The organism is Microbacterium sp. UBA1097, from assembly GCF_002313585.1.
In the GTDB taxonomy this organism is placed as follows: Bacteria; Actinomycetota; Actinomycetes; order Actinomycetales; family Microbacteriaceae; genus Microbacterium.
On record NZ_DCBW01000014.1, the window covers coordinates 48,498 to 68,449 of the forward strand.

Genomic DNA, 19,952 nt, shown 5'->3' on the forward strand with positions numbered 1-19,952 from the left:
ACCGGCGACATACGTCGGCTCGGGCTCGGTCACGAGCCCACTCTCGAAGGTGCCACGGTGCTGAGCCCAGATCAGCAGCGTGTTCCTGAACGACCTCGATCGAAAGCGAGCGGCGAACCCCATCGCTTGCCGCCAGTCATCCCCGGAGACCAGCTGCTCAACAGCTGTCGCGAGGCGCGCGTGGATCTCATCAAGTTTCACCTCTTGGGTCGATCTGTCTTGCTCCGAGGCCATGGCTGCTCCTTTCGCGTACCTCGCCCGAGCCAGGCGAGGTATCGATGAGCAGGTACGCCAGGGAGTTCCCGCAGAGCGCGCCAATCCCCGGGGGTCTTCCAGGTGCCGAGAGGTCGTCCCTTCAGTGCCGTCAAGCGGTGTTACGACAGCGGCGACGTGTGTCGCTATGCGTCGCCGCGGCTCTGGTCGCGACGTGGCGGTGAGGCCGGTCGCGACACGGTAGTTGCGGGCGAGCTTGTCAGAGCACATCGCGATGCCCCGCCACTGCTTGAGCCAGTTGAAGCAGCGTTCGGCGAAGTTGCGGGCCCTTGTCGCGCTCCGTCTGCTGGTCGCCGAAGCCGATCGAGTGTCCTGGCTTCTTGCGTCGGTGCGTGATCTGGTTGTACCGCCCGTGGGGGAGCGTTCGCGCTGATCGCGGGATGCGCGTGCGGTATCTAGTCACCCCACTGCGCGCCGATCTACAGAGTTCGGATGAAGAGACCCCGAAGCCGCACAGCTTCGGGGTCTCTTCATCGCTGTCGGGAACGATGTGGAGTCACGCGCAGGTCCACCCTGACGCTGTCCCGTACCCGTAGTAGGTAAGGTCCAGGTACGCGCACACTGTGTCGCTGGGGTCGTTGAGCTGAATGACCCGCGTCCACACGACCGAGGCGTTTGTCTCGTCTGCACCGGCCGAGTTCTGCCATCCGACCTGTGAGTGGATGCTCAGCGCGACTGTTTGAGCTGAACCGACTGCGCTCTGGAATCGCGCGTAGTTTCCCGGGCAGCCGTTTGAGTACTTGATTTGAAGCAGTCCGACGTATACGCCAGAGTTGCTGTAGACATTGACCTCTTTGACCAGGTCGTTTCCGCTGCAGCTTGCCGGGTCGGCGTACCCTCCCCAGTCCGACGCTGAGGCTGCCGCAGCCGGACCTAGCGTGGCGGTGATCGCGAGGAGGACTCCCGCCAGGATCGCGAATATTCGATGCCGAGTATTGTGCGAGCGGGTGCGGGGCCTTGACCCTCGATCGTGGACACGGTGTCGTTTCGGTTATGCCGCTTCCGCGAGGGTAGCTGACGCGGTCGCCGCGTAGGCGGCTTCGTAGGCGTTCGGGCTCACGTGGCCAATCGCGGAGTGACGCCGACGGGTGTTGTAACGGTTGGCCCACCGGAACACAGCCCGGTAGGCGGTGGCCTGGTCGGGGAACGCTGCAGCGCCTTCGAGGAGCTCGCGTTTCAGCGCGGCGTTGACGCTCTCCGCCAGGGAGTTATCGGCACTCGACCCCACCGCACCCATGGACTGCGTCACCTTCAGTCGCTCGCAGAGCTCGGCGTAGGCCTTCGAGGTGTAGACGCTGCCGTGGTCGCTGTGAAAGATCGCGCCGGCCAGTGACCCGCGATCACGGGCCGCGGCGCGCAGCGCATCTTCGACGAGCCCTACGCGCATGTGGTCGGCGACCTGCCAACCGGCGAGCTTGCGGGAGCCGAGGTCGATGCAGGTCGCGAGGTAGAGGTTCGACCCGTCCGCGATCGGCAGGTAGGTGATATCGCCGACGTACCGGCGGCCTGGCTCACCGATGGAAAAGTCCCTCCCGATGAGGTCGGGGAAGCGCCTCCCGGACTGGTCCGGGATCGTCGTCTTCACCCGTCGGCGCAGCCGGATCCCGGCGAGGTCGTTCTCGCGCATCACGCGGGCGACCCGCTTGTGATTCACCCGCTCGGCGGCCGGGACGCCGTCGTTGAGGTCGGCGGTGATGCGCGGTGCCCCATAGGCGCGATCGCCACCCTGATCGGGGTCCTGCAGGACACGAATCCGCGCCGCCAGCGCCGCATCGTCCGCCGCTCGCGCAGCCCGTCCCGGGGCCGCCGCGAGCCAGGCGTAGAACGACGACCTGGCGATCTCGATGACCTCGCACAACCGCTTCACGCCGTAGGCGTCCTTGTGGTCCTCGACGAACTGGAAGCGGTTCACCAGTTCGTCTCCCCGGCGAAATACTTCGCCGCCTGGCGGAGGATGTCCCGCTCCGTCTCCAGCTTGCGTTTCTCGGCTTCCGCGGCCGCGAGCTCGGCCTCGAGGCGGACGATCCGCGCCGCCTGCGACTCCGACCGCCCCGACGCCGGCACCGACGTCGATGCGGTCGTCGCACCGGTGCCGAGCTTCTCAACCCACTCCCGCAGCGCACCCCGGGAGATCCCCAGATCCGCTGCGATCGCTTTCAACGTCGCACCGGGCGTGGACTCATACAAATCCACCGCCCGCTGACGGAAATCGTCCGTGTAGTTCTTCCTAGCCATCCCTTGGATTCTCGCTTCCCCAGCGCCGTGCTGGAATCAGCGTGTCCAAGATCAGGGGTCAGGGGCCGCGGTCAACTCGGAAATGAACTGTGCTCATTGCGTACTCCCTCATGGTCTTTCGTCCTGGACGTGGTGGGTTAGCCCTGAGGCCCTGACGGTGCGTACGCGTCGATGAACGTCTGGATGCCGCGTGCGTATCGATCGACATCGGCCTTGATCTGCGACAGCTTGGGGGCGTTGTTGTCGATGAGCACTACTTGGCTGTCCCATTGGGTCTTGTAGAAGATCTCGTCGTACCGGCTGGACGCCGCGCACTCCGCGTCCTGGGTCGCGAGCTTGATCTCGTCCGGTGTCGCTCCCGCCGCACGTTGAGCTTCGCTCCCGTCGAGACCGAAGGTCGCTTTCATCTGGTCTGTCGGCATCATCTCGGGTGTCGCAGGGGCATCGATCCCCGCTTCCTGGAGGCAGGAGTTCCACCTTTTGGCAGCGTCTGACAGGGCGGGACTCGAGAGCGCGATCTGCTTGGATTCGGCGATCAATCCATACACGTACATCTGGTCGTCCATGTTCGGCATGGGGTTCTCCGCTCGGACTGCATCGAGGCACGTGTCGAACACGGCGTTGAACGCGTCGTCGGCATTGAAGCTGTTCACGTACACGCCGAACTCGTCCCAGGCCTGGATGCTCGGTGACGTGGTGATCGGTCGGTGGTATCCCGATCGCGCAGCAAGCTCGGCGTTGAACAGAGTGCGACCTGCATCATTCATCCACTCGAATCGTTCCTCGGTGAGGTCCTGCCACGGGACGGGCCAGGCGTATCCGGCCTCTTCCAGGCATGGCTGTACCGCGAGTTGCTCGCCATAGGCAACTGCGTGGGGATCCGCGATCAAGTAGCTGTCCAATGGTAGAGCCCACCGGGACTGGTCCTGCTCGACATCGATCTCCACCGTCGCAACGTCGCCCGAAGTTGTCGTGGTCGCCGCAGCGGCTGTCGCAGCGGCAGACGCCACGACAGCGGAGATCAGTAGCAGCCCGGCAATGGAGCCCGCGACTGTGGCTTGGGTTCTTGAAGTTCTCATCGTCCTTGTCCCGTCTTTCACCGTGCGTCAGCAGACACCGTCGAGGCAGCTCTCGTAGTAGCCGGATTCGAGGTTGTCGTTGTAGGGCCAGCCGAAGTTGACCGCGACATCGATATACGCTCTTGCCCAATCTCCGGTCCGGTACGTTCCCGTGAAGAAGTAGGTCCACTCATAGTTGCCGTCGTTGTACGCAGACGACACGGTGTTGGCAAGCGACGTGATCGTGCTCGGATAGGTGTACGCGGAAAAGTCCGGAATGTAGTAGAAGTAGTTCCGATACCGGCCGGCGTACCCCAGCGTCTCCCAGTTCGCGTCCCGCCACAGACAGGTCGAGCCGTTCGGGCAGATCGCCTCCGCCTCCCCAGGCGTTTGAGCGTCCGCGCGAAGGGGGACCAGAATCGACAGTGCGACTGCTGCGCACGCGAGGATCGAGACGCGCAAGCGCGACCTCGAACGAGACGAGGGGATCAGATCGCTCGCTGACTCAGTGACCGCTTCCATCTTGACCTCCAACTGCTCACGAGATGACCGTTCAACTGCTCACGAGATGATCGTTCGAGGGATACGTTTGGTGGGAAGCGGATACCTTACAGGGAGTCCGACGGCCGCCCTGAGTGTCCGCGGTCATGTGTGGTGTCAGCGCTGCCGCGCGTCTTGTAAGGAGATCTCCGCCGTGCGGTGGAGTTGAGGCCGAGACCGTGCTCGTACCCTGGGGCGTATGGACGACATCTGGGGCTGGGGCGCGATTGTTGTCGTGCTGCTCGTCCCGATCGTCTTCGGAGCGGTGGGGATCGCTGCTCGCCGACGGCACCGTGCGGGTGACACGACGGCTCCTTCATCCGCTGGTCTCCTCGGCTTCGATGAGCTCTTTCACCCTTCTGCTCACAACGCTCGAGTCACCTGGGAGGCCGAGCAGCAGATCCCGGCCCCGGCTCCGACACCTGGTAAGGGGCCCGGCGTCATCGACGGTAGCGGCCGGATCGTGATCGAGGTCTCGGAGTGAGCGCGTCATGCTGAGAATCCGGCAACGGGTCGACGCTGACATATCGACGGTCGTCGGGTGGATCGCAGATGCGGATGCGCTGAACATGTTCACCGGGCCCAGGCTGGTGTGGCCATTGACGATTGATCAGCTGGCGGCCATGACCGCTACGGATGCCGTCAGTGCGTGGGTGATGATCGACGACAGGGCGGACGTGATCGGACACTTTGACCTTGCTCTGGACGAGGGCACGGCCCGAATCGGCAGGGTGATCGTCGATCCGTCCAGGCGGGGTCGCGGCTACGGTAGCGCGCTTGTCCGCCTGGCGATCGAGGAGGCTCGGGCGCTTGGCGCACGAGCTCTGACGCTGAATGTCGTTGCGGACAATGCGCCGGCTATCGCAACATACGAACGGGCCGGCTTCCAGCAGTTGCCGATGAGCGACCGGCCAGACGTCCGAACGATGGCTCTCACGCTCTGACTCCCGACTCGCCCTACGGAATCGGGCGTTGACCGGTCTGCGAAGCTCGCTGCGCCGTAGCGTCGTCCCCGTGTTGACCGCCGACGGTGTGATCCCTCCGCTGCCGAGACGCATCCCGGTCGCGGGGGTAACTGACCGCTCGCTGTTCCGCCGCGCCAAACGCGATGCAGGGGCACGCCCCGTAGCTGCCTGTGCTCGGTGCTCTGCTCGTCCACCGGTGCAATATCCGTAGCGGACATCATCCGGCGAGGCGATCTAGACTCCCTTGGATGAGGAGGAGAGGACTGGCAGTCATTGCGTGCGTCGCGGGGATCGCTTCGCTTTCGGTGGCGTGCACGGCATCCCCGCCAGCATCGGAGCTTCTGACCGCGGGGCCGAGCCCGTCGGCCACCTCAGCGCCGTCTCCCACGACCGTGCCCACGATGGATCCTGGGTCGGTGGCTGATCCCGGCCCGTGCGAAGGAGCTGTTCCCGCATACCCCCTTGCGGACCAGACCGAGGTCGAACAACTCGGTGGGGCGTCCCTGGCGGTCCCCGTGGACCGAGGCCCGATGCCCCACGCGGCAGGCGAAGCGATCTTGGACGATCAAGGTGTCCCGGTTGCCTACAGGGTCGCACCCAACGACGTCATCTCGACGATCGGCGCCCGGTTCTGCGTCGGCGAACAGTGGCTCCACTGGGTCAACTACGTCCGCCGTGACGGCGATGCGCTCTACGCCGGAGACGTACTCAATCTCGACGCGCACACGATCCTCAGCGTCGGGGACCAGAACGGCGTCGTTCACGACAATGCGCTACCCGAAGGTTTCGTCATCCCACCGCAGCGCTAGGGAACGCTGATACCCCGCACTCAGGAGCGTTGACCGGTTCTGAGTGCGGGGTATCGGTGTCCTAGAGGTCGCGAGCTTGATGCGTAGTGGCAGCGCCTGGATTGCGTTCGAGTCCGGCTGAGACGGGCGTTACGTGGTGAGGTACACCCTCTTGCCTGTGAGTTCTTGCCCCCACGTGATGGTGGAGTACTTCGGGCTGTACGCCTCAGCGCAGACGGTGGAGCCGGAGTACAGCCAGCACGGCCTCGCGTAGTAGCCACTGGTGTAGAAGCTTCCGCGGTTCGGCCACGTTCCGGTCGCGCCGCTCCCATCGAACCCGTACCAGATGTGGGGTGACAGCCAGCCGTGCCAGCATGCGTGCCCCGTGTTGCAGATGCTGTAGACGCTGTTCGGTTGAATCAGCACCGGCGTTAATTCGACACTCTCGAAGGCGCCGGTCGCCGGATCGATGGTGATCGTCACCGGGTCATCGGATTCGAGCAGGGCGATCTCGTCGCTGCTGAGTTCGGAGAACTCTGCAGGCGTGTCCCCTTCGTCGTCTGCGTATGCCGGCGCGCTACCGAAGACGGCACCAACGAGCGCGAGCAATCCGATCGTCGCTCCCGCCAGTCGGGTATGTCTCGTGGTCGTCATAGCTCTCCCTTTCTTTCCGGTTCGCCCCGTCGCGGCCTGGACTGCGGGGCGGTGACCAATAGTCGCGCTGGTCGCTGTCGCGCTGAGGTGCAGCGCGTTGCTCAGTAGTGTTTGCGAAGTCGGGGAATCCTTACTTCTGGTCTGAATCCGGTCGCGCGGCCCTCGACATGTGATCTACTATCGTTATTCGATATATCGTTTTGCGATAGTTGGAGGGCAACATGCCGATCGCTTTTCGCTGGGCCGTGCGGGTCTTGCTGGTCCTGCTGTTTCTCTTCTCGTTGCTTGTCGAGGGGTATTTCGTGCCGCGCCTAGGGCTTGATGTCGTTCACGTCTTCCCCGAAGCGTGGGATCTGTTCGTTCCGGCGCTGGTGTGGTCGATCCTGTTCATCGGCTGCGGGCAGGCGATTCTGGTAGTCGTCTGGCGTTTGGTATCTCTGGTCGCGCGGGAGCGGATCTTCTCGTCGGCCGCCGTGCCGTGGGTTCGTGCGTTGATCGTGGTCGCTGTCATCGCGCTCGTGCTGCTGGTCGCAGCCTTTGTCGCACTCAGCGTGAGGGAGTACACACCGCCGCTGGCGATGTATGGCTTGATCGGACTGTTCTTGCTGTGCTTGACGTTCGCGCTGGTCGTGTGGACGATGCTCGGGCTGTTGCGACGGTCGACCCGTTTCCACGACGAGTTGGAGGAAGTGATCTAGTGCCGATCGACGTTCATCTCGATGAGCAGCTCAGGAGGTCCGAGCTCACGGTCGCCGAGCTCGCCGCGGCGATCGGCATCACACCCGCCAACGTGTTCGTCCTCAAGAACGGCCGCGCCAAGGCGGTGCGCTTCACCACGCTCGCCGCGATTTGCGAGGTGCTCGCATGCCAACCCGCAGACATACTGACGTATCGTGCCGACGACGACGGGACAGCCTCGCCCGGGGTTCTCAGCGAATAGTCAGGCGCGTGGGCACGGGGCGGCGTCTCGCACCAATGGAGAGACCCGACCCGCGCGCCGCAAGACGACCAGACCTGCGTGATTCTCACAGGATCTGCGGGTTGATGCGCGTCGTCCAGATGTACATGATCGTCTGCGGGTCATCGAATCCGAGTGAGTCCGTGGCATACGAAACGACGTCAGGCCCCGATGACCAGTAGGAGCCGTTGCTGCTCGCAGAGGAACACCTCTTGTCAGCGATTCCGACGCCGGAGCGCTGGAATTGGATGCATACCTGGATGATTCGCTGACCGCTATAGACATTCGCAGCAGCCTTCGCGTGTCCCTCGTACCACACCCACGCGGTCTCGGTCGAATACGCATAGCTCGAGCCCCAGTACACCATCGGCGTAACCATTCCCGGTGGTGGCGTCGATGGCCATTCGACACCGACAGTCCCACCGGAGCCCGGCTCGGGGAGCACGACCCACTCCTCGGTGACCTCGACGCCGTCCTCCGGCCCGAATGTACGGCCATCGATGAAGACCGTGCCGGAGTCGTCCTGGTTGTTGTCGGTTCCGGTACCGGTGTCACCGTTCGCAAAAGCCGGCGCGCCGCCCAGAAGAGTACCCGCGAGTGCGAGCAGTCCGATCGTCGTCTTCACCAGTCGGGCTTGTCTCATAGTCCTCATGGGTCTCCCTCTCTGCCCTGGTTCGCTCCGCCATTGCACAGGGTTCGGCACGATCATCGGCAGCAGTATCGCCGTGCTCGCGGGCCCCGATCTGACGCGTGTGCTGAGTAGTGTTTGCGGGAGCAGGGAATCCTTACGTGCGGCGCGGCGGACGACTGCTGGGGGTGGGCCGCGGTCGCATTCGGGGTCTTCGAGAGCCGGTGTAAGGATTCGACGTTCTCGCCAAACAAGTCATGTGAGTGTGATTGGTCATGAACGCGGGGGAGTAGACGTGGAGCCGGACCCGGAGGACTTCACGACTCTCTACAAACGTAGCTACCGGACGATCCTGCGTTACATCTACCAGCGCGTGAACGACCATGCGCTTGCTGAAGACCTTACTGCGGAGACCTACGCCCGGGCCCTGGAGAAACAAAAAAATGGAGTGACCATTACGGTCGGATGGCTAATTCGCGCGGCTCGCAACCTGATCGGAAACGAGTACCAGCGACGCGACCGTGCCCAGGCTCGCATGCAGCGGATTGTGATCGAAGAACTCACCGCAGCGGCGCGGAACGAGAACGAGGACGACTTGGAGGTGAGAGCGGCGATGGCCCGGCTGCGCCCTGCTGACGCGCTGGTGCTGCAACTCACCTACTGGGACGGCCTGTCAGCATCTGAGGCGGCGACGTTCCTGGATTGCTCCACGGGGGCAGTATGGGTGCGACTCACTCGCGCCCGGGCAAAGATCCGTTCGATGCTCATGGAGGAGTCCCACATGAGCATCTCGCCGAGGTTGGTTGAGGGTGGTGATTTGGATGGATGATCTGAGTCGGCGCCTTCGCAAGGCCAATCCTCATGAGGGACAGCCCCTGCCCGAGCACGCGGTGAAAACGTTGGATGACTTGCTCACCGGACGCCGCACGCCTCAATGGGATCGATCAGCGCGGTCAGTCTCGCCGCGTCGTGTATGGCGGCCACTGGTGCTCGCCGGATCAGGCTTCGCGGCAGCCGTGACCGTCGTCGCCGTGATCGCGCTCGTGATCTTGCGGCCGGTGCCCGCCGTCGCGATCACGCCGGACCGGTTGCCGCTCGAACCGACTTCCTGGACTGTGGAGACACTGCTGGAGGAATCGATGACCGGTGTCCCAGCTCCTGAGGTTGCCGAGTCCCGCCGCGGTGCGGAGTGGGAAGGCTGGTTCGTGCAGCTCGACCTGGACAGCCCCACCGCGACATTCATACAGCCGCAGCGGACGCAGATCGAGTGGAACGACGATCTCTCTGGCACGAGTCGGGTCATCGCCGGAGTCCCCATGTCCGCCGACGGCTCCCCGATTGAACCGGTACCAGCGTCCGCGGAGGCGACAGGCACGATCCTCTACGAGGACAGTTGGGCGCCTGGCGAGCTCGTCACGCCGTTCCCCACCGCGCCACCTGATGACGTCGACGGCATGCGCGCCTACCTCCAAGCCTTCCTGAGGGAACAAGGCGGGACTGACGCTGACGCGCCGTCGGCGGGCGACTACGTCCTCGCGGTCACCTCCCTGATGCAAGTGTGGACGCTCAGCGAAGCGGCACAGCGCGCCGCGATCACAGTTGTCCTCGACGCGGCCGGTGTCACAGTGGCGGGGGAGACGACCGACCGGGCCGGTCGGTCCGGGGTAGTGCTGAACACCGAGCCCACCGACCTTCAGCCCGACTACCGCACCCGACTCATCATTGACCCTGCCTCCTGGCGAATCCTCGCGGCAGAGACCAACACGATCGACGGACTCCCGGACTTCGGGATTCCCGCCGGCGCCGTGACTGACTACACGATATGGAGATGAAATGACCGGTACCCGTTCTCGTCGACTCGCCGTTCTTGCCGCTGTAGGTGCTCTTGCCCTGGCTCTGTTCACGCCTGGTGTCGCGGCGTACGCGGACGATACCAGCGAGCTCCAAGCCCGCGTTGACGCCGTGCTCGCGGAGTTCCCCGGTGGATCCCAGACAGCACCCAACGAGGTCACCTGGGAGGACGGGGCGGTGATACTCACTCTTGCGGCCGACGAGGGTCTGATCACCACGATGGCGGTCGGGTCCTGCGCAACCGGCTACTACTGCGCCTACTCCGGGTACAATCTCTCGGGAAGCAAGCTCAGCTTCTCCGCCTGCAACACGACACAGTCAACGGGCGCTCTCAGCGTCGTCCGATCGCTCGCGAACGCACGCAGCAGCGGCTACGTGCAGGGCAAGAACTCCAGCGGCACCGTCCTCGCCACGGTCAGCGCCGGTGGCTCCCTCGCCTACGCTTCCACCAGCATCACGAAACTGACCTGCGTGAGCTGACGAACCCTCAGCGACACGTCTGCAGGCAACCAGCAGGTGGTGTACGCCTCATTGGGGGAGGGGGCGCGGCAGGTGCCTTACGGCGCGAAGGTCGCGCCTCCTGGCGCGAGCAGCAAGAACCATCCGATGGCCACGACGACCGCGCACCCCGCGGGCACAAGGCCGGCAAGAGCGAGAAAGAACTTCCGACGCTCCGGCTGTCGCCGCGCCTGTATTAGTGCCAGCACGAACGCAACGATGATCAGCGCAGCCGCCACCACCCAGAGGAAGCACGCGATGCCGTAGCCGATACCTGCCTCGGTCGAGTCGTAGCTTGTTGTCTCACGCAGCTCTCCGTTGTACCACGCGAGCCCCGTCATGCCGAGTGAGAGAATCCCGGCGAGGCCCGCAAGACAAGCGAGAACGCCGCTTGCGATAACGCCCGCTGTTCCTGGCGACCCCCCCTCATTTGACGAATCGTTCAGGTCATTGGAGCGACTCATCTCGTTTGGGGACTCGGACGAAGTGGTTCGAGCGGACGACCATGCCCGGGGCCTCGTCGTCATCAGCGCAGTTCTCCGGGGAAAACATGAGTGAGCAGGGTGAGGAGGGAGCTGGAGGGCTCTCCGTCCAGCGGGCATCTTGTCGTTGAGTGCTAGGCCGTGTTGATCAAGTCTGATTTGATCCAGATCAGCGTGGCGGCGAGGCTGACGGCGGCGCGGTAGCTGCGGGCGGTCTTGTCAGAGCGCATCGCGATGCCGCGCCACTGCTTGAGCTTGTTGAAGCAGCGTTCGACGATGTTGCGACCCTTGTAGCGTTCCTGCTGCTGGTCGCCGAAGTCGATTGGTCGGCCAGGCTTCTTCCGCCGGTGCGCGATCTGGTCGTCACGCTCCGGGATCGTCGCCGCGATCCCGCGGTCACGGAGCCAGGCACGGTTTGCCTTCGACGGGTAGCCCTTGTCGGCGAGCACCCGATCGGGACGGGTGCGGGGGCGGCCCTTCCCATCGCGGGGGACGCGGATGTCCTCAAGGACGGCGGTCATCATCGTGGTGTCGTTGATGTTCCCGCCGGTGATCATCATCCCCAGCGGCCGGCCGCGACCGTCGCAGACCAAGTGCAGCTTGGTCGTGAGCCCGCCACGGGAGCGACCGATCCCGTGATCAGGCGGCTCGAACCACGGATTCTTGTGATTCGGAAGAGCCCCCTGTGTCCCGATTCAGGGTCGCGCCGTGCTGATGAACACGCGCGATCGTCGAGTCGATCGAGACGACCCAATCGATCTTCCCTGCGGCGTCGGCCTGCTTCTGCACCTCAGCGAGCAGCTTCTCCCAAGTGCCGTCCTCGGCCCACCGGCTGAACCGCTTGTAGATCGAGTTCCACTTCCCGAACCGCTCCGGCACGTCACGCCACGGCGCACCCGTGCGATACTTCCACGCCATCCCCTCGATAGCCAGCCGATGATCGGTCCACGGCCTCGACCGACCCGACACCGTCGGCATCAACGGCTCCATCACGGACCACACCTCGTCAGAGATCTCCTGTCGCGTCACCGTTCAAGACTGTCCCAGCGGGGAGCGAAAGCTCTTGATCAACACGGCCTAGGCGCAACTCCGCCGAACCCTCGTGTCTCATCGATGCAGGCTAGGCGTAGAGGAAGAGCAAGAGCACCGTGAGCCCGATTGACGACGCGGCAATCGTCGCCCCAGCGCCCAGCCAGAGCCCGGATTGCCGGTTGTGTCGCCTCGATGCTCCGTACGACATGAGGATTGCGAATCCTACGAGGTGCACCGCAACCAGCGGTACGACACCAAAGAAGAGTGCGGTGCCCGTCATAGTTGTCCCCGAGGCGAGGGCCTTGGGCTGTTCGGTGGTCTCCTCTAAACCGACGATCGCGAGCCAGAACCAGGCCCCGGTCGTCACGACGATGCCCATCGCTGCGAGAAGCCAGAAGCCAATCGCGTGGCCGGTCGTCTTCCACCCGGAGAGCACAGGCTCCCCCACGCGGTCGAGACTGGCAGCGGTGGTCATGTGCCGATGATACGTGTGTGAGGTGCGGTCCGTATTCAGCATGTTTGGACCGGGGTCAGGGTGCGATGGGCGACGTTCAACGGAATGAATCCTCCCACCGCATGATCGTGTAGTAGAGCTGGGCGCGATGGCGGCCATAGTAGACGTCCCCGTTGTACCCCCAGCACATCTGGAGAACCTGGCTCGGAGTGAGATCGCGGAGGCTGGACGGAGCCATGCTCGAGCGGACCTCGGCTTGACGCATCATCTCGAACATCGCGGTCTCGATGTTGAACTCCTCGTCGTTGTGCAGACCTTCCCACACGTCGAACATGTCCTGCGGGACGCTCGCGCTGTACGGACCATCCGTGATGAAACCTCTGCTCCGCGCCCAGTTTCGAGCGTCAATGCCGGTTCGCGCGAAGATCTGACAGGGTCCCGTAGAACTGTCGTCGACGGACAGGGCTGGTGGGGCTTGACCCGCGAGCACCGCTGCGTAGTACGCGATCACCCGGCCGTCCTGGACATCGTCACCTATGTTGATAACCATCGACTCCCAGATCAGCGGGGTCATGATCAGCGCCTTGTAGATGTTGTACTCGCTGGCGAGGTTCGTGATGAACGCGTCATGGCTCTCCACCTTCGTCTTGACGTTCGACCGGTTGAGTGCCATCACTTCCAGCTGAGGGGTGGTGCTACCCAAGAGCTCGTCGGGGTAGCGGGTGCATGCGCCGTACCACTCCGACTCGAACGCGTCTAGCTGTGAAGAAGGTATCTGCGGATCGTCACCGACGCCGACCGCAGCTGCGAGAGCTGAGACAGCTGCGTCGCGGCCCGAGACGATGTTCTTGTCGATCTCGACCGCTCCGCTTCCGCTTCCGACGGTGATGGTCTGGATTTGATCGAAGGCCCAGTTTGCAGGCAGCGTATATGTGAGATTTCCGGCATACCCTGTGGACATGTCGGAGACGAAGCTGTACGTCGCTAGTCCCTCGCCAGAGATACGGGCGCACGCGTGGCGTGGGCCGTAGACCCCGACTCGCCAGTTCCTACCAAACTCATCGATCATCTCGTTGACGCCTTGGAAGTACGGGATGACGAAGTCGGTGAGTTCCCAGTCCTGCACATCGAAGTCTACGGAGAAGTAGATGACGGCATTGGCTGGCATGCGGTACCACCATGCGGCATTGGCAGCCTCCTCCGCGACCTCCTTGCCACGCTGGTAGGTGAAGTGCTCGAGCGATCCGCCGCCGGTCTGGAAAAGAGGGAAGATCTTCCCTCCAGCCGCGATGATCCGAGCGGCTTCGCCGGGTTTGAAACACTTGTCGGGGTTGTCATCTGTCGCGTTGGTGAGGTAGCGGCCAAAGTACTCGTACCCGGCGCCACGAAGTGTCGTGAGTCGGGCGCTGGTGAGCGTCGTGACACAGTCGGCTCCTGCGCCTGGCCGGTCTGCGTCGCCCGTGGAGACGAGGAGGGAGCCCCAGGTCTGGACGTCGGCGTTGCCGTTCTGCGGGAGTGCGACGAACTCTTGGAACGCGAGTGTTTGCGTTCGGGTGCCGCTTCCGTAGTTGCCGTCGTAGGCGACGCTGTAGCCGTTGAATATCAGTGCGGCCTGGAATAGGTGGACGAGATACCTTGTGGTGTCGGTGCTGCCGAGCGTGAGTGCGCCGTACGTTTGGAGCCCGGACTTGGTCGCCGGACCGAAGTTACCGTTCGCGACGCCGTCCGCGATTCCAACTTCGTATTGGATTGCGAACATCAGGGCACGCTGCACGTCACGTGTGTAGTAGCCATCAGTCGGGATGACGTAGAAGTCCTGTCGATGGAGGTATCTGCCGTTTAGTGACTGCTGGATTGAACGAATCGCGCTCGTACCGCCAGACACGAGAGTGAAGGCATCCATGTTCAGTAGTGCCTTGAACACCTTGGGCTCGATCGATCCGTCCCCGGCAGATAGACCCATGTTCGTTCGCAGTGACTGCATCCCCGCGACTGGGACCGCGTCCCATACGCCGTCCAGTGCGCCGTTGCCACCGTTGTAGCCCTTGCAATACATCGCACCTTGCGCGATGCGGATGATGTTCTTGTTCACGGTGCTGTCGTTTACCGGACTCACCGCGGTGAGGGCGGCAAGGGTGCCCGGTCCGAAATTGTTCGAGAGCGCGGTGATGCCGAGCTCGTGCTGGAGGGCTCGGATGAGAGCGTAGATCGTGTTCCATCCGGTCTGTCCGTCAACGACAAGCGGCAGGATTCCCAGCATGCCCGGGTAGGTGAGATTGATCCATTGCTGCGTGTTCTGAACCCATGGGTCGGACATCCCTTGTTCCTCGATTCTGGCTTCGGTCGCAATCGTCGATCCTGACGCTGGAATCGTTTGGTGAACAGTCGGAACCTTACGTGCGCGTCGTCTTCCTGAGCGCCAGGTATCCGGACATCGTCTCGGTCCTCACGGAGGACTCCGGCTAATTGACGTCGCTCGGCAGCGGTGGTCATGACTGCCGTCGCCGCATCTGCCTGTTGTTCGCGCCGCGCTCCGGAGCCCGGACTGCGGACCACCATGACGCCGTTGTCGCCGACCTCGCGTCAGCGGCACCACGCGTCTTGCAGGTCAAGGTCCCGCCCTGCGGGCGGGCGGTCGCTCACCTCCTCCTTGAGCGATGGGAGGCGAGCGGGTGACGGTCTCGATGCGCGTTATGTCGGCGGGTGACGGTTACAAGTACCTGCTGCGTACCGTCGCCGTCGGCGACGGCGACAGGTCACTCTCAACCCCGCTGACGAAGTACTACGCCGAGGAGGGCAGTCCTCCGGGGCGGTGGCTCGGTGCGGGTGTCGCCGCGTTGGGCGGGGTGATCTTGGTGGGGGATCAGGTTTCCGAGTCCCAGCTCCAGCTCCTGGTCGGGATGGGTCGGAACCCGGTCACGGGCGACCCGCTCGGCCTGGCGTATCCCGCCTACAAGACCGTGGCCGAGCGCGTCCAGGAGCGCACCGCCGCCCTCGAACCCGGCCTCGGCCCGGCCTCGCGCGCGGAGGCGGTCGCGCGGATCGAGGCCGAGGAAGCGGCACGCGGGACGCGCCGCGCGGTCGCCGGGTATGACTTCACGTTCAGCATTCCGAAGTCCGCCTCGGCGTTGTGGGCGGTTGCGGACGCGGGCACTCAGGCGTTGATCGCGGACGCGCACCATGCGGCGGTTGCGGAGGTGGTTGCGTTCATGGAACGAGAGGTTGCAGCCACCCGGACCGGCGCAACCGCCCGCAATGGAGCGGTTGCGCAGGTCGATGTCCGCGGACTGGTCGCCACGGCGTTCGATCACTACGACTCCCGCGCGGGCGACCCTCACTTGCACACGCACGTCGTCATCTCGAACAAGGTGCAGACCGTTCTCGACGGCAAGTGGCGCTCCCTCGACGGACGGCCCATGCACGCCGCGACCGTCGCCCTTTCGGAGTTGCACGAGGCCGTCTTCGCCGATCATCTGACCCGCACGTTTGGCGTCGGGTGGGAGTCCCGCGACATGGGCCGCGACCGCAACCCCGCGTGGGCGATCGCCTCGGTGCCGGAGGAGCTGGTGGCCGAGTTCTCCTCCCGCTCCGGGCACATCGAGGCCGAGAAGAACCGGCTCATCGCCGAGTACGTCGCCAAGCACGGACGGCAACCCTCGACCGCGACGATCATCAAGCTGCGCGCCCAAGCCACCCTCACCACCCGCCCGGAGAAGCAGGTCCGATCCCTGGCGGACCTGACCGTCGAATGGCGGGACCGCGCCGGCCGGCTGCTCGGGCGGGACGCGACCTCCTGGGCGCGCCAGGCCACCGCGAACGACGCACCGCTGTTGCTGCGCGCGGACGACATCCCCCTGGACGTGATCGCATCCCTCGGGCAGTCCGTCGTCGAGGTGGTGGGCGAGAAGCGCTCCACTTGGCGGCGGTGGAACCTCACCGCGGAAGCGGCCCGGCAGACGATGGGCTACCGGTTCGCCTCCACCGTGGATCGGGAAGCGGTCGTCGGCCTGGTCGCGGACGCCGCCGAAGCCGCCTCGCTGCGGCTCACGCCGCCGGAGCTCGCGACGAGCCCGGTGGCGTTCCGCCGCCCGGACGGCACGTCGGTGTTCCGGCCGAAACACTTCACGGTGTTCTCCTCCGAACTCTTGCTCGCCGCCGAAGACCGCCTCCTCGAGCGCGCCCGCATGACGACCGGCCCGACCGTGCCGCTGACGACGGTGGAACGGATCGCCGCCCGACCCGATCGGGAAGGGCGGCTGCTCGGCGACGACCAGGCCGCCGCGCTCGCGTCGGTCGCGGTGTCGGGCCGCATCGTAGATGTCCTTGTCGGCCCGGCCGGGGCGGGGAAGACAACGGCGATGTCCGCGCTGCGGCGGGCGTGGGAGGCCGAGCACGGGCGCGGCACGGTGGTCGGACTTGCGCCGTCCGCGGTCGCCGCGCAGGTCCTTGCCGGCGACCTCGGGATCGCGACGGAGAACACCGCGAAGTGGTGGGAGATCCACGAGCGCACTAGGGCCACGTTCCGCGCGGGTCAGCTCGTGATCGTGGACGAAGCCTCCCTCGCCGGCACCCTCTCGCTCGACCGCATCACCGCGCTGGCCGCCGAGGCGGGGGCGAAGGTGCTCTTGGTTGGGGACTACGCGCAGCTCCAGTCCGTCGACGCGGGTGGGGCGTTCTCCCTCCTGGTGCATGACCGGGGCGACGCCCCGGAGCTGGTGGATGTCCACAGGTTCGTCAACCCGTGGGAGAAGACCGCCTCCCTCGGCCTGCGGCATGGGCACACCGAGGTCATCGACACCTACATGGAGCACGGCCGGGTGACGGGCGGGGAGACGGAGGCGATGATCGACGCCGCCTACACCGCCTGGCGCACCGACACCGTCGCCGGGCGAGCGACGGTGCTGGTCACCGACTCCAACGAATCCGTCCGAGAGCTCAACCAACGTGCTCGTACCGACCTGATCCTGGACGGCACCATAGGCGGCACCCGCGAGGTCGAGCTGCATGACGGCAGCCACGCCGCGGCCGGGGAAAAGGTCATCACCCGGCGCAATGATCGGCGCCTGCGCGCCGGACGCTCTTGGGTCCGCAACGGCGACCGCTGGACCGTCACCGATATCCGCGACGACGGATCAGTCACCCTCCGCCGCACCGGGCGGAAGTGGGGTGGGTCGGTCGTGCTTCCCGCGGACTATGCGGCCGAACACCTCGACCTCGGCTACGCGGTGACCTCCTACAGGGCCCAGGGCATCACGACAGACACCTCGCACGTCCTGGTCGACCCATCTATGACGAGGGAGAACCTGTACGTCGCGCTCACCCGCGGCCGAGACGCCAACCGCGCCTACGTCGCCACCGACAAGCCCGACGACTCTCACCAGGGCCCGCACCCCAGCGACAACACCGACGCCACCGCCAGGAATGTCCTGTTCGGGGTGCTCCAGAACGTCAGCGCCGAGCTCTCCGCGCACGAGACCATCGCCGCCGAGCAAGACGCCTGGGCGAACATCGGCCAGTTCGCCGCGGAGTACGAGACGATCGCTGCCGCAGCACAGCACGACAGGTGGGCGCTCCTCGTCCGCGCGTCCGTGCTCACCGACGACGAAGCGGATGCCGCGATCAGCTCCCCAGCCTTCGGCGCATTGACTGCCGAGCTTCGCCGCGCCGAGGCCAACCACCACGACATCGAAACCCTGCTGCCAAGGCTCGCGCGGACACGGGGATTCTCCGATGCCGACGACATTGCCGCCGTTCTCCACTCCCGGGTGACACGCGCCACCGCCCGCCCTGCCGGGTCCGGCCGCGTCCGCAAGACGCCCCAGCTGATCGCCGGGCTCATCCCCGAAGCCATCGGCACCATGAGCGCCGAGCTCCGGCAGGCGCTCACCGAACGGCGCGACCTCATCGAGACCCGCGCGGCCGCCCTCCTCGACGCCGCGCTCACCGAGAACCAGGGGTGGACGAAGGCGCTCGGCACCCCGCCGAAGGACGCCAAGACGGCCGCGACCTGGCGTCGCCTGGCCCGCACGGTCGCCGCGTACCGCGACCGTTACGGCATCACCGACATCATCCCGCTCGGGGCTCCCGGCGAGGACGACGCGCAGAAGATTGACGCAGCCCGCGCCCGCGCCGCACTCGACCGGGCACGCGACCTCGCGCGAGGGCCGGGGGAGGAGCCGCAGCGGCGGGCCGGACGGGAGCCGGTGCGCCGCTCGCTGTGATGCGCGTGCCCTTCCGGATGTCAGGGCTGCGTCGTAGAGTGAATGACGAGGCGGCCTCCATATTGGCGCTGTCGCTCCGCGCGACGGTATGACCATCCCGCAGCCGCGGGCGGTCCTTTCAGGTTCTTGTCGCCGAACCCCTGAGAGGACTATGCCCATGTTCCGGCTCATCTGGGCGGCCAGCGTCCGCACCCACAGCATCCTCAGCTACGCGCCCACCAACCTCCTGCTCGCCGCGATCCGAACCCGGCGCGGTCTCAAGTGGGGCGTCCCGGCGATGCTCCTGGCCGTTCCCTACTTGCTTCTTGCGAAGATCTGCACCAACTTCATGGCCGACGGTGGACCGGGGTGGCCCAACCTCCTCGTGCTCTTGCTCGTTTGGAATGCGATGAAGTTTGTCTTCATCGGCCCGATCAGCATGCTCATTCTCACGCGCATCCGAATCCGGGAGGCCGTGTCCCATCGCCAGCGCGGCAAGGTGGATGCCGGCGCACCGACGGTGGGAGCCGCACGATGAGCACCCCCTGCGTCGCAGACCATCTTGAGCGATCAGCAGTCCGCAATCCTCACAATCGTGACACGCAGAGAACCACTCTGGAAAACAAAAGCCCAGATCAGATGCCCTTAGATGCGATTCCCCTCGCTTCCGAGTTCTCACCCGGTGCGCCGCTGCCATCGCCATCTGCGCACGACTCGGCGAGGCGCGTTCGTGCGTGTCGGCCGCCGTCCGGTCCGCGTGAAAGCACCCAGGAACCAATGACGGCGCGACTTCTTCGACCCCGCGGATTCTGTCGGCAGGGTCGTCGCGAGCCGAGAAGAATCGGCACCACGGCTTGCTCGTCACAACGGCTTCGCCGAGCTACCCTGGAGGTACCCCGGTATCCAGCGAGAGGGCTTCGATGAGCGGCAGAACCAATCCCACCCGGCGGCCGGAAGAACTCGTCGTATCGTCCAATTTCATCCGGGCCGTGCGCGAATCCGGCTACGTCAGCCTCGCGACGGCGCTCGCGGAACTCATCGACAACTCAATCCAGGCAGGGGCGACCGAGATCGAACTCACCATCGCGCGACCGGATGGGGCACTGCACCCGGAGATCGAGGTGCTCGACAACGGCGCCGGAATGAGTCGTCGAGAACTTGAACTCTGCCTCAAGTTCGGCGGCTCATCTCGCTTCGACCGGCGTGAGTCGTTTGGTCGTTTCGGGATGGGCCTGCCTGCCGCATCCCTCAGCCAGGCACGTCACGTCGAGGTCGCCGCATGGCAAGACGGTGGCCCCGCCCTCGCGGTGACCCTCGATGTGGATGCGATCGTCGC

General features: G+C 65.0%; 20 protein-coding genes and 1 pseudogene. 11 read left to right on the plus strand and 10 right to left on the minus strand.

What is annotated here, in order from left to right; genetic code table 11:
- The 4 genes and pseudogenes from B4F19_RS04060 to B4F19_RS04075 all read right to left on the minus strand — a co-directional run.
- Positions 1–234 (minus strand): annotated as a pseudogene (locus B4F19_RS04060) (serine/arginine repetitive matrix protein 2); the annotation flags it as partial.
- A 1,030-nt stretch (positions 235–1,264) separates the two neighbouring features.
- Positions 1,265–2,508 (minus strand): IS3 family transposase gene (locus B4F19_RS04065; protein ID WP_374198034.1). Its coding sequence is split into 2 segments (ribosomal slippage): positions 1,265–2,196 and positions 2,196–2,508, totalling 1,245 coding nucleotides; the frame shifts between segments, so codons are not numbered across the junction.
- A 137-nt stretch (positions 2,509–2,645) separates the two neighbouring features.
- The gene (locus B4F19_RS04070; RefSeq protein WP_292730035.1) at positions 2,646–3,587 is read right to left on the minus strand and encodes a hypothetical protein; all 942 of its coding nucleotides are present in this window, start codon (positions 3,585–3,587) and stop codon (positions 2,646–2,648) included.
- Positions 3,588–3,614: 27 nt separating this feature from the next.
- A complete protein-coding gene (locus B4F19_RS04075) occupies positions 3,615–4,028 on the minus strand; it encodes a hypothetical protein (protein ID WP_286793476.1) in 414 nt (137 codons plus the stop codon).
- A gap of 277 nt (positions 4,029–4,305) precedes the next feature.
- On the opposite strand from B4F19_RS04075, the gene B4F19_RS04080 reads away from it, so the two are divergent.
- The 3 genes from B4F19_RS04080 to B4F19_RS04090 all read left to right on the plus strand — a co-directional run bounded on the left by B4F19_RS04080 (position 4,306) and on the right by B4F19_RS04090 (position 5,880).
- On the plus strand, positions 4,306–4,590 hold the full coding sequence (locus B4F19_RS04080; protein WP_286793477.1) for a hypothetical protein: 285 nt from the start codon (positions 4,306–4,308) through the stop codon (positions 4,588–4,590).
- A gap of 7 nt (positions 4,591–4,597) precedes the next feature.
- Positions 4,598–5,050, plus strand: a complete 453-nt coding sequence (locus B4F19_RS04085) for a GNAT family N-acetyltransferase (RefSeq protein WP_286793478.1) — start codon at positions 4,598–4,600, stop codon at positions 5,048–5,050.
- Between the two features lie 437 nt (positions 5,051–5,487).
- Positions 5,488–5,880 (plus strand): hypothetical protein, encoded by a 393-nt coding sequence (locus B4F19_RS04090; protein WP_292730029.1) that lies wholly within the window; start codon positions 5,488–5,490, stop codon positions 5,878–5,880.
- A gap of 129 nt (positions 5,881–6,009) precedes the next feature.
- On the opposite strand, the gene B4F19_RS04095 is transcribed toward B4F19_RS04090, so the two are convergent.
- Positions 6,010–6,513 carry a hypothetical protein gene (locus B4F19_RS04095; RefSeq protein ID WP_286793480.1) on the minus strand — a complete coding sequence of 168 codons (504 nt, stop codon included), beginning with the start codon at positions 6,511–6,513 and terminating at the stop codon, positions 6,010–6,012.
- Between the two features lie 221 nt (positions 6,514–6,734).
- Between B4F19_RS04095 and B4F19_RS04100 the strand changes: the two genes are divergently transcribed.
- Entirely contained in the window at positions 6,735–7,211 is a 477-nt protein-coding gene (locus B4F19_RS04100; protein ID WP_286793481.1) for a DUF2975 domain-containing protein, read from the plus strand.
- Positions 7,211–7,453, plus strand: a complete 243-nt coding sequence (locus tag B4F19_RS04105; RefSeq protein ID WP_286793482.1) for a helix-turn-helix domain-containing protein — start codon at positions 7,211–7,213, stop codon at positions 7,451–7,453. The genes B4F19_RS04100 and B4F19_RS04105 overlap by 1 nt, the downstream gene beginning before the upstream one ends.
- A gap of 85 nt (positions 7,454–7,538) precedes the next feature.
- Here B4F19_RS04105 and B4F19_RS04110 read toward each other — a convergent pair whose 3' ends face one another.
- Positions 7,539–8,123, minus strand: a complete 585-nt coding sequence (locus B4F19_RS04110) for a hypothetical protein (RefSeq protein ID WP_286932053.1) — start codon at positions 8,121–8,123, stop codon at positions 7,539–7,541.
- A gap of 271 nt (positions 8,124–8,394) precedes the next feature.
- Between B4F19_RS04110 and B4F19_RS04115 the strand changes: the two genes are divergently transcribed.
- Genes B4F19_RS04115 through B4F19_RS04125 form a run of 3 tightly spaced genes read left to right on the plus strand, consistent with a single transcriptional unit; the run spans position 8,395 to position 10,430 of the window.
- Complete coding sequence (locus tag B4F19_RS04115; RefSeq protein WP_286793484.1) at positions 8,395–8,928, plus strand: RNA polymerase sigma factor; 534 nt, start codon at positions 8,395–8,397, stop codon at positions 8,926–8,928.
- A complete protein-coding gene (locus tag B4F19_RS04120) occupies positions 8,921–9,931 on the plus strand; it encodes a hypothetical protein (protein ID WP_292730025.1) in 1,011 nt (336 codons plus the stop codon). Before B4F19_RS04115 ends, B4F19_RS04120 begins: the two co-directional genes overlap by 8 nt.
- A 1-nt stretch (position 9,932) precedes the next feature.
- Positions 9,933–10,430 (plus strand): peptidase inhibitor family I36 protein, encoded by a 498-nt coding sequence (locus tag B4F19_RS04125; RefSeq protein ID WP_286793486.1) that lies wholly within the window; start codon positions 9,933–9,935, stop codon positions 10,428–10,430.
- A gap of 77 nt (positions 10,431–10,507) precedes the next feature.
- On the opposite strand, the gene B4F19_RS04130 is transcribed toward B4F19_RS04125, so the two are convergent.
- The 4 genes from B4F19_RS04130 to B4F19_RS04145 all read right to left on the minus strand — a co-directional run bounded on the left by B4F19_RS04130 (position 10,508) and on the right by B4F19_RS04145 (position 14,733).
- Positions 10,508–10,912 (minus strand): hypothetical protein, encoded by a 405-nt coding sequence (locus tag B4F19_RS04130; protein WP_292732935.1) that lies wholly within the window; start codon positions 10,910–10,912, stop codon positions 10,508–10,510.
- A 152-nt stretch (positions 10,913–11,064) separates the two neighbouring features.
- A protein-coding gene (locus B4F19_RS04135) for an IS5 family transposase (protein WP_414683147.1) occupies positions 11,065–11,920 on the minus strand; the annotation gives its coding sequence in 2 pieces (ribosomal slippage) (positions 11,065–11,601 and positions 11,603–11,920; 855 coding nt in all).
- Positions 11,921–12,050: 130 nt separating this feature from the next.
- The gene (locus tag B4F19_RS04140) at positions 12,051–12,437 is read right to left on the minus strand and encodes a hypothetical protein (protein WP_286793489.1); all 387 of its coding nucleotides are present in this window, start codon (positions 12,435–12,437) and stop codon (positions 12,051–12,053) included.
- A gap of 76 nt (positions 12,438–12,513) precedes the next feature.
- On the minus strand, positions 12,514–14,733 hold the full coding sequence (locus B4F19_RS04145; RefSeq protein WP_286932051.1) for a glycoside hydrolase domain-containing protein: 2,220 nt from the start codon (positions 14,731–14,733) through the stop codon (positions 12,514–12,516).
- Positions 14,734–15,073: 340 nt separating this feature from the next.
- Between B4F19_RS04145 and mobF the strand changes: the two genes are divergently transcribed.
- The 3 genes from mobF to B4F19_RS04160 form a co-directional block, all read left to right on the plus strand.
- Complete coding sequence (mobF, locus tag B4F19_RS04150; protein WP_292732937.1) at positions 15,074–18,637, plus strand: MobF family relaxase; 3,564 nt, start codon at positions 15,074–15,076, stop codon at positions 18,635–18,637.
- A 157-nt stretch (positions 18,638–18,794) separates the two neighbouring features.
- Positions 18,795–19,154 (plus strand): sulfate permease, encoded by a 360-nt coding sequence (locus B4F19_RS04155; RefSeq protein ID WP_286793513.1) that lies wholly within the window; start codon positions 18,795–18,797, stop codon positions 19,152–19,154.
- A 382-nt stretch (positions 19,155–19,536) separates the two neighbouring features.
- Positions 19,537–19,952: ATP-binding protein (locus B4F19_RS04160; protein ID WP_292732939.1), on the plus strand; the 416-nt coding region annotated here is incomplete at its 3' end.

Bases quoted from the DNA above. Each gene is read 5' to 3' on its own strand.
- B4F19_RS04070 (WP_292730035.1), bottom strand. From the start codon at position 3,587: ATGAGAACTTCAAGAACCCAAGCCACAGTCGCGGGCTCCATTGCCGGG.
- B4F19_RS04080 (WP_286793477.1), top strand. From the start codon at position 4,306: ATGGACGACATCTGGGGCTGGGGCGCGATTGTTGTCGTGCTGCTCGTC.
- B4F19_RS04085 (WP_286793478.1), top strand. From the start codon at position 4,598: ATGCTGAGAATCCGGCAACGGGTCGACGCTGACATATCGACGGTCGTC.
- B4F19_RS04095 (WP_286793480.1), bottom strand. From the start codon at position 6,513: ATGACGACCACGAGACATACCCGACTGGCGGGAGCGACGATCGGATTG.
- B4F19_RS04100 (WP_286793481.1), top strand. From the start codon at position 6,735: ATGCCGATCGCTTTTCGCTGGGCCGTGCGGGTCTTGCTGGTCCTGCTG.
- B4F19_RS04110 (WP_286932053.1), bottom strand. From the start codon at position 8,123: ATGAGGACTATGAGACAAGCCCGACTGGTGAAGACGACGATCGGACTG.
- B4F19_RS04120 (WP_292730025.1), top strand. From the start codon at position 8,921: ATGGATGATCTGAGTCGGCGCCTTCGCAAGGCCAATCCTCATGAGGGA.
- B4F19_RS04125 (WP_286793486.1), top strand. From the start codon at position 9,933: ATGACCGGTACCCGTTCTCGTCGACTCGCCGTTCTTGCCGCTGTAGGT.
- B4F19_RS04130 (WP_292732935.1), bottom strand. From the start codon at position 10,912: ATGAGTCGCTCCAATGACCTGAACGATTCGTCAAATGAGGGGGGGTCG.
- B4F19_RS04140 (WP_286793489.1), bottom strand. From the start codon at position 12,437: ATGACCACCGCTGCCAGTCTCGACCGCGTGGGGGAGCCTGTGCTCTCC.
- B4F19_RS04145 (WP_286932051.1), bottom strand. From the start codon at position 14,733: ATGTCCGACCCATGGGTTCAGAACACGCAGCAATGGATCAATCTCACC.
- mobF (WP_292732937.1), top strand. From the start codon at position 15,074: ATGGGAGGCGAGCGGGTGACGGTCTCGATGCGCGTTATGTCGGCGGGT.
- B4F19_RS04155 (WP_286793513.1), top strand. From the start codon at position 18,795: ATGTTCCGGCTCATCTGGGCGGCCAGCGTCCGCACCCACAGCATCCTC.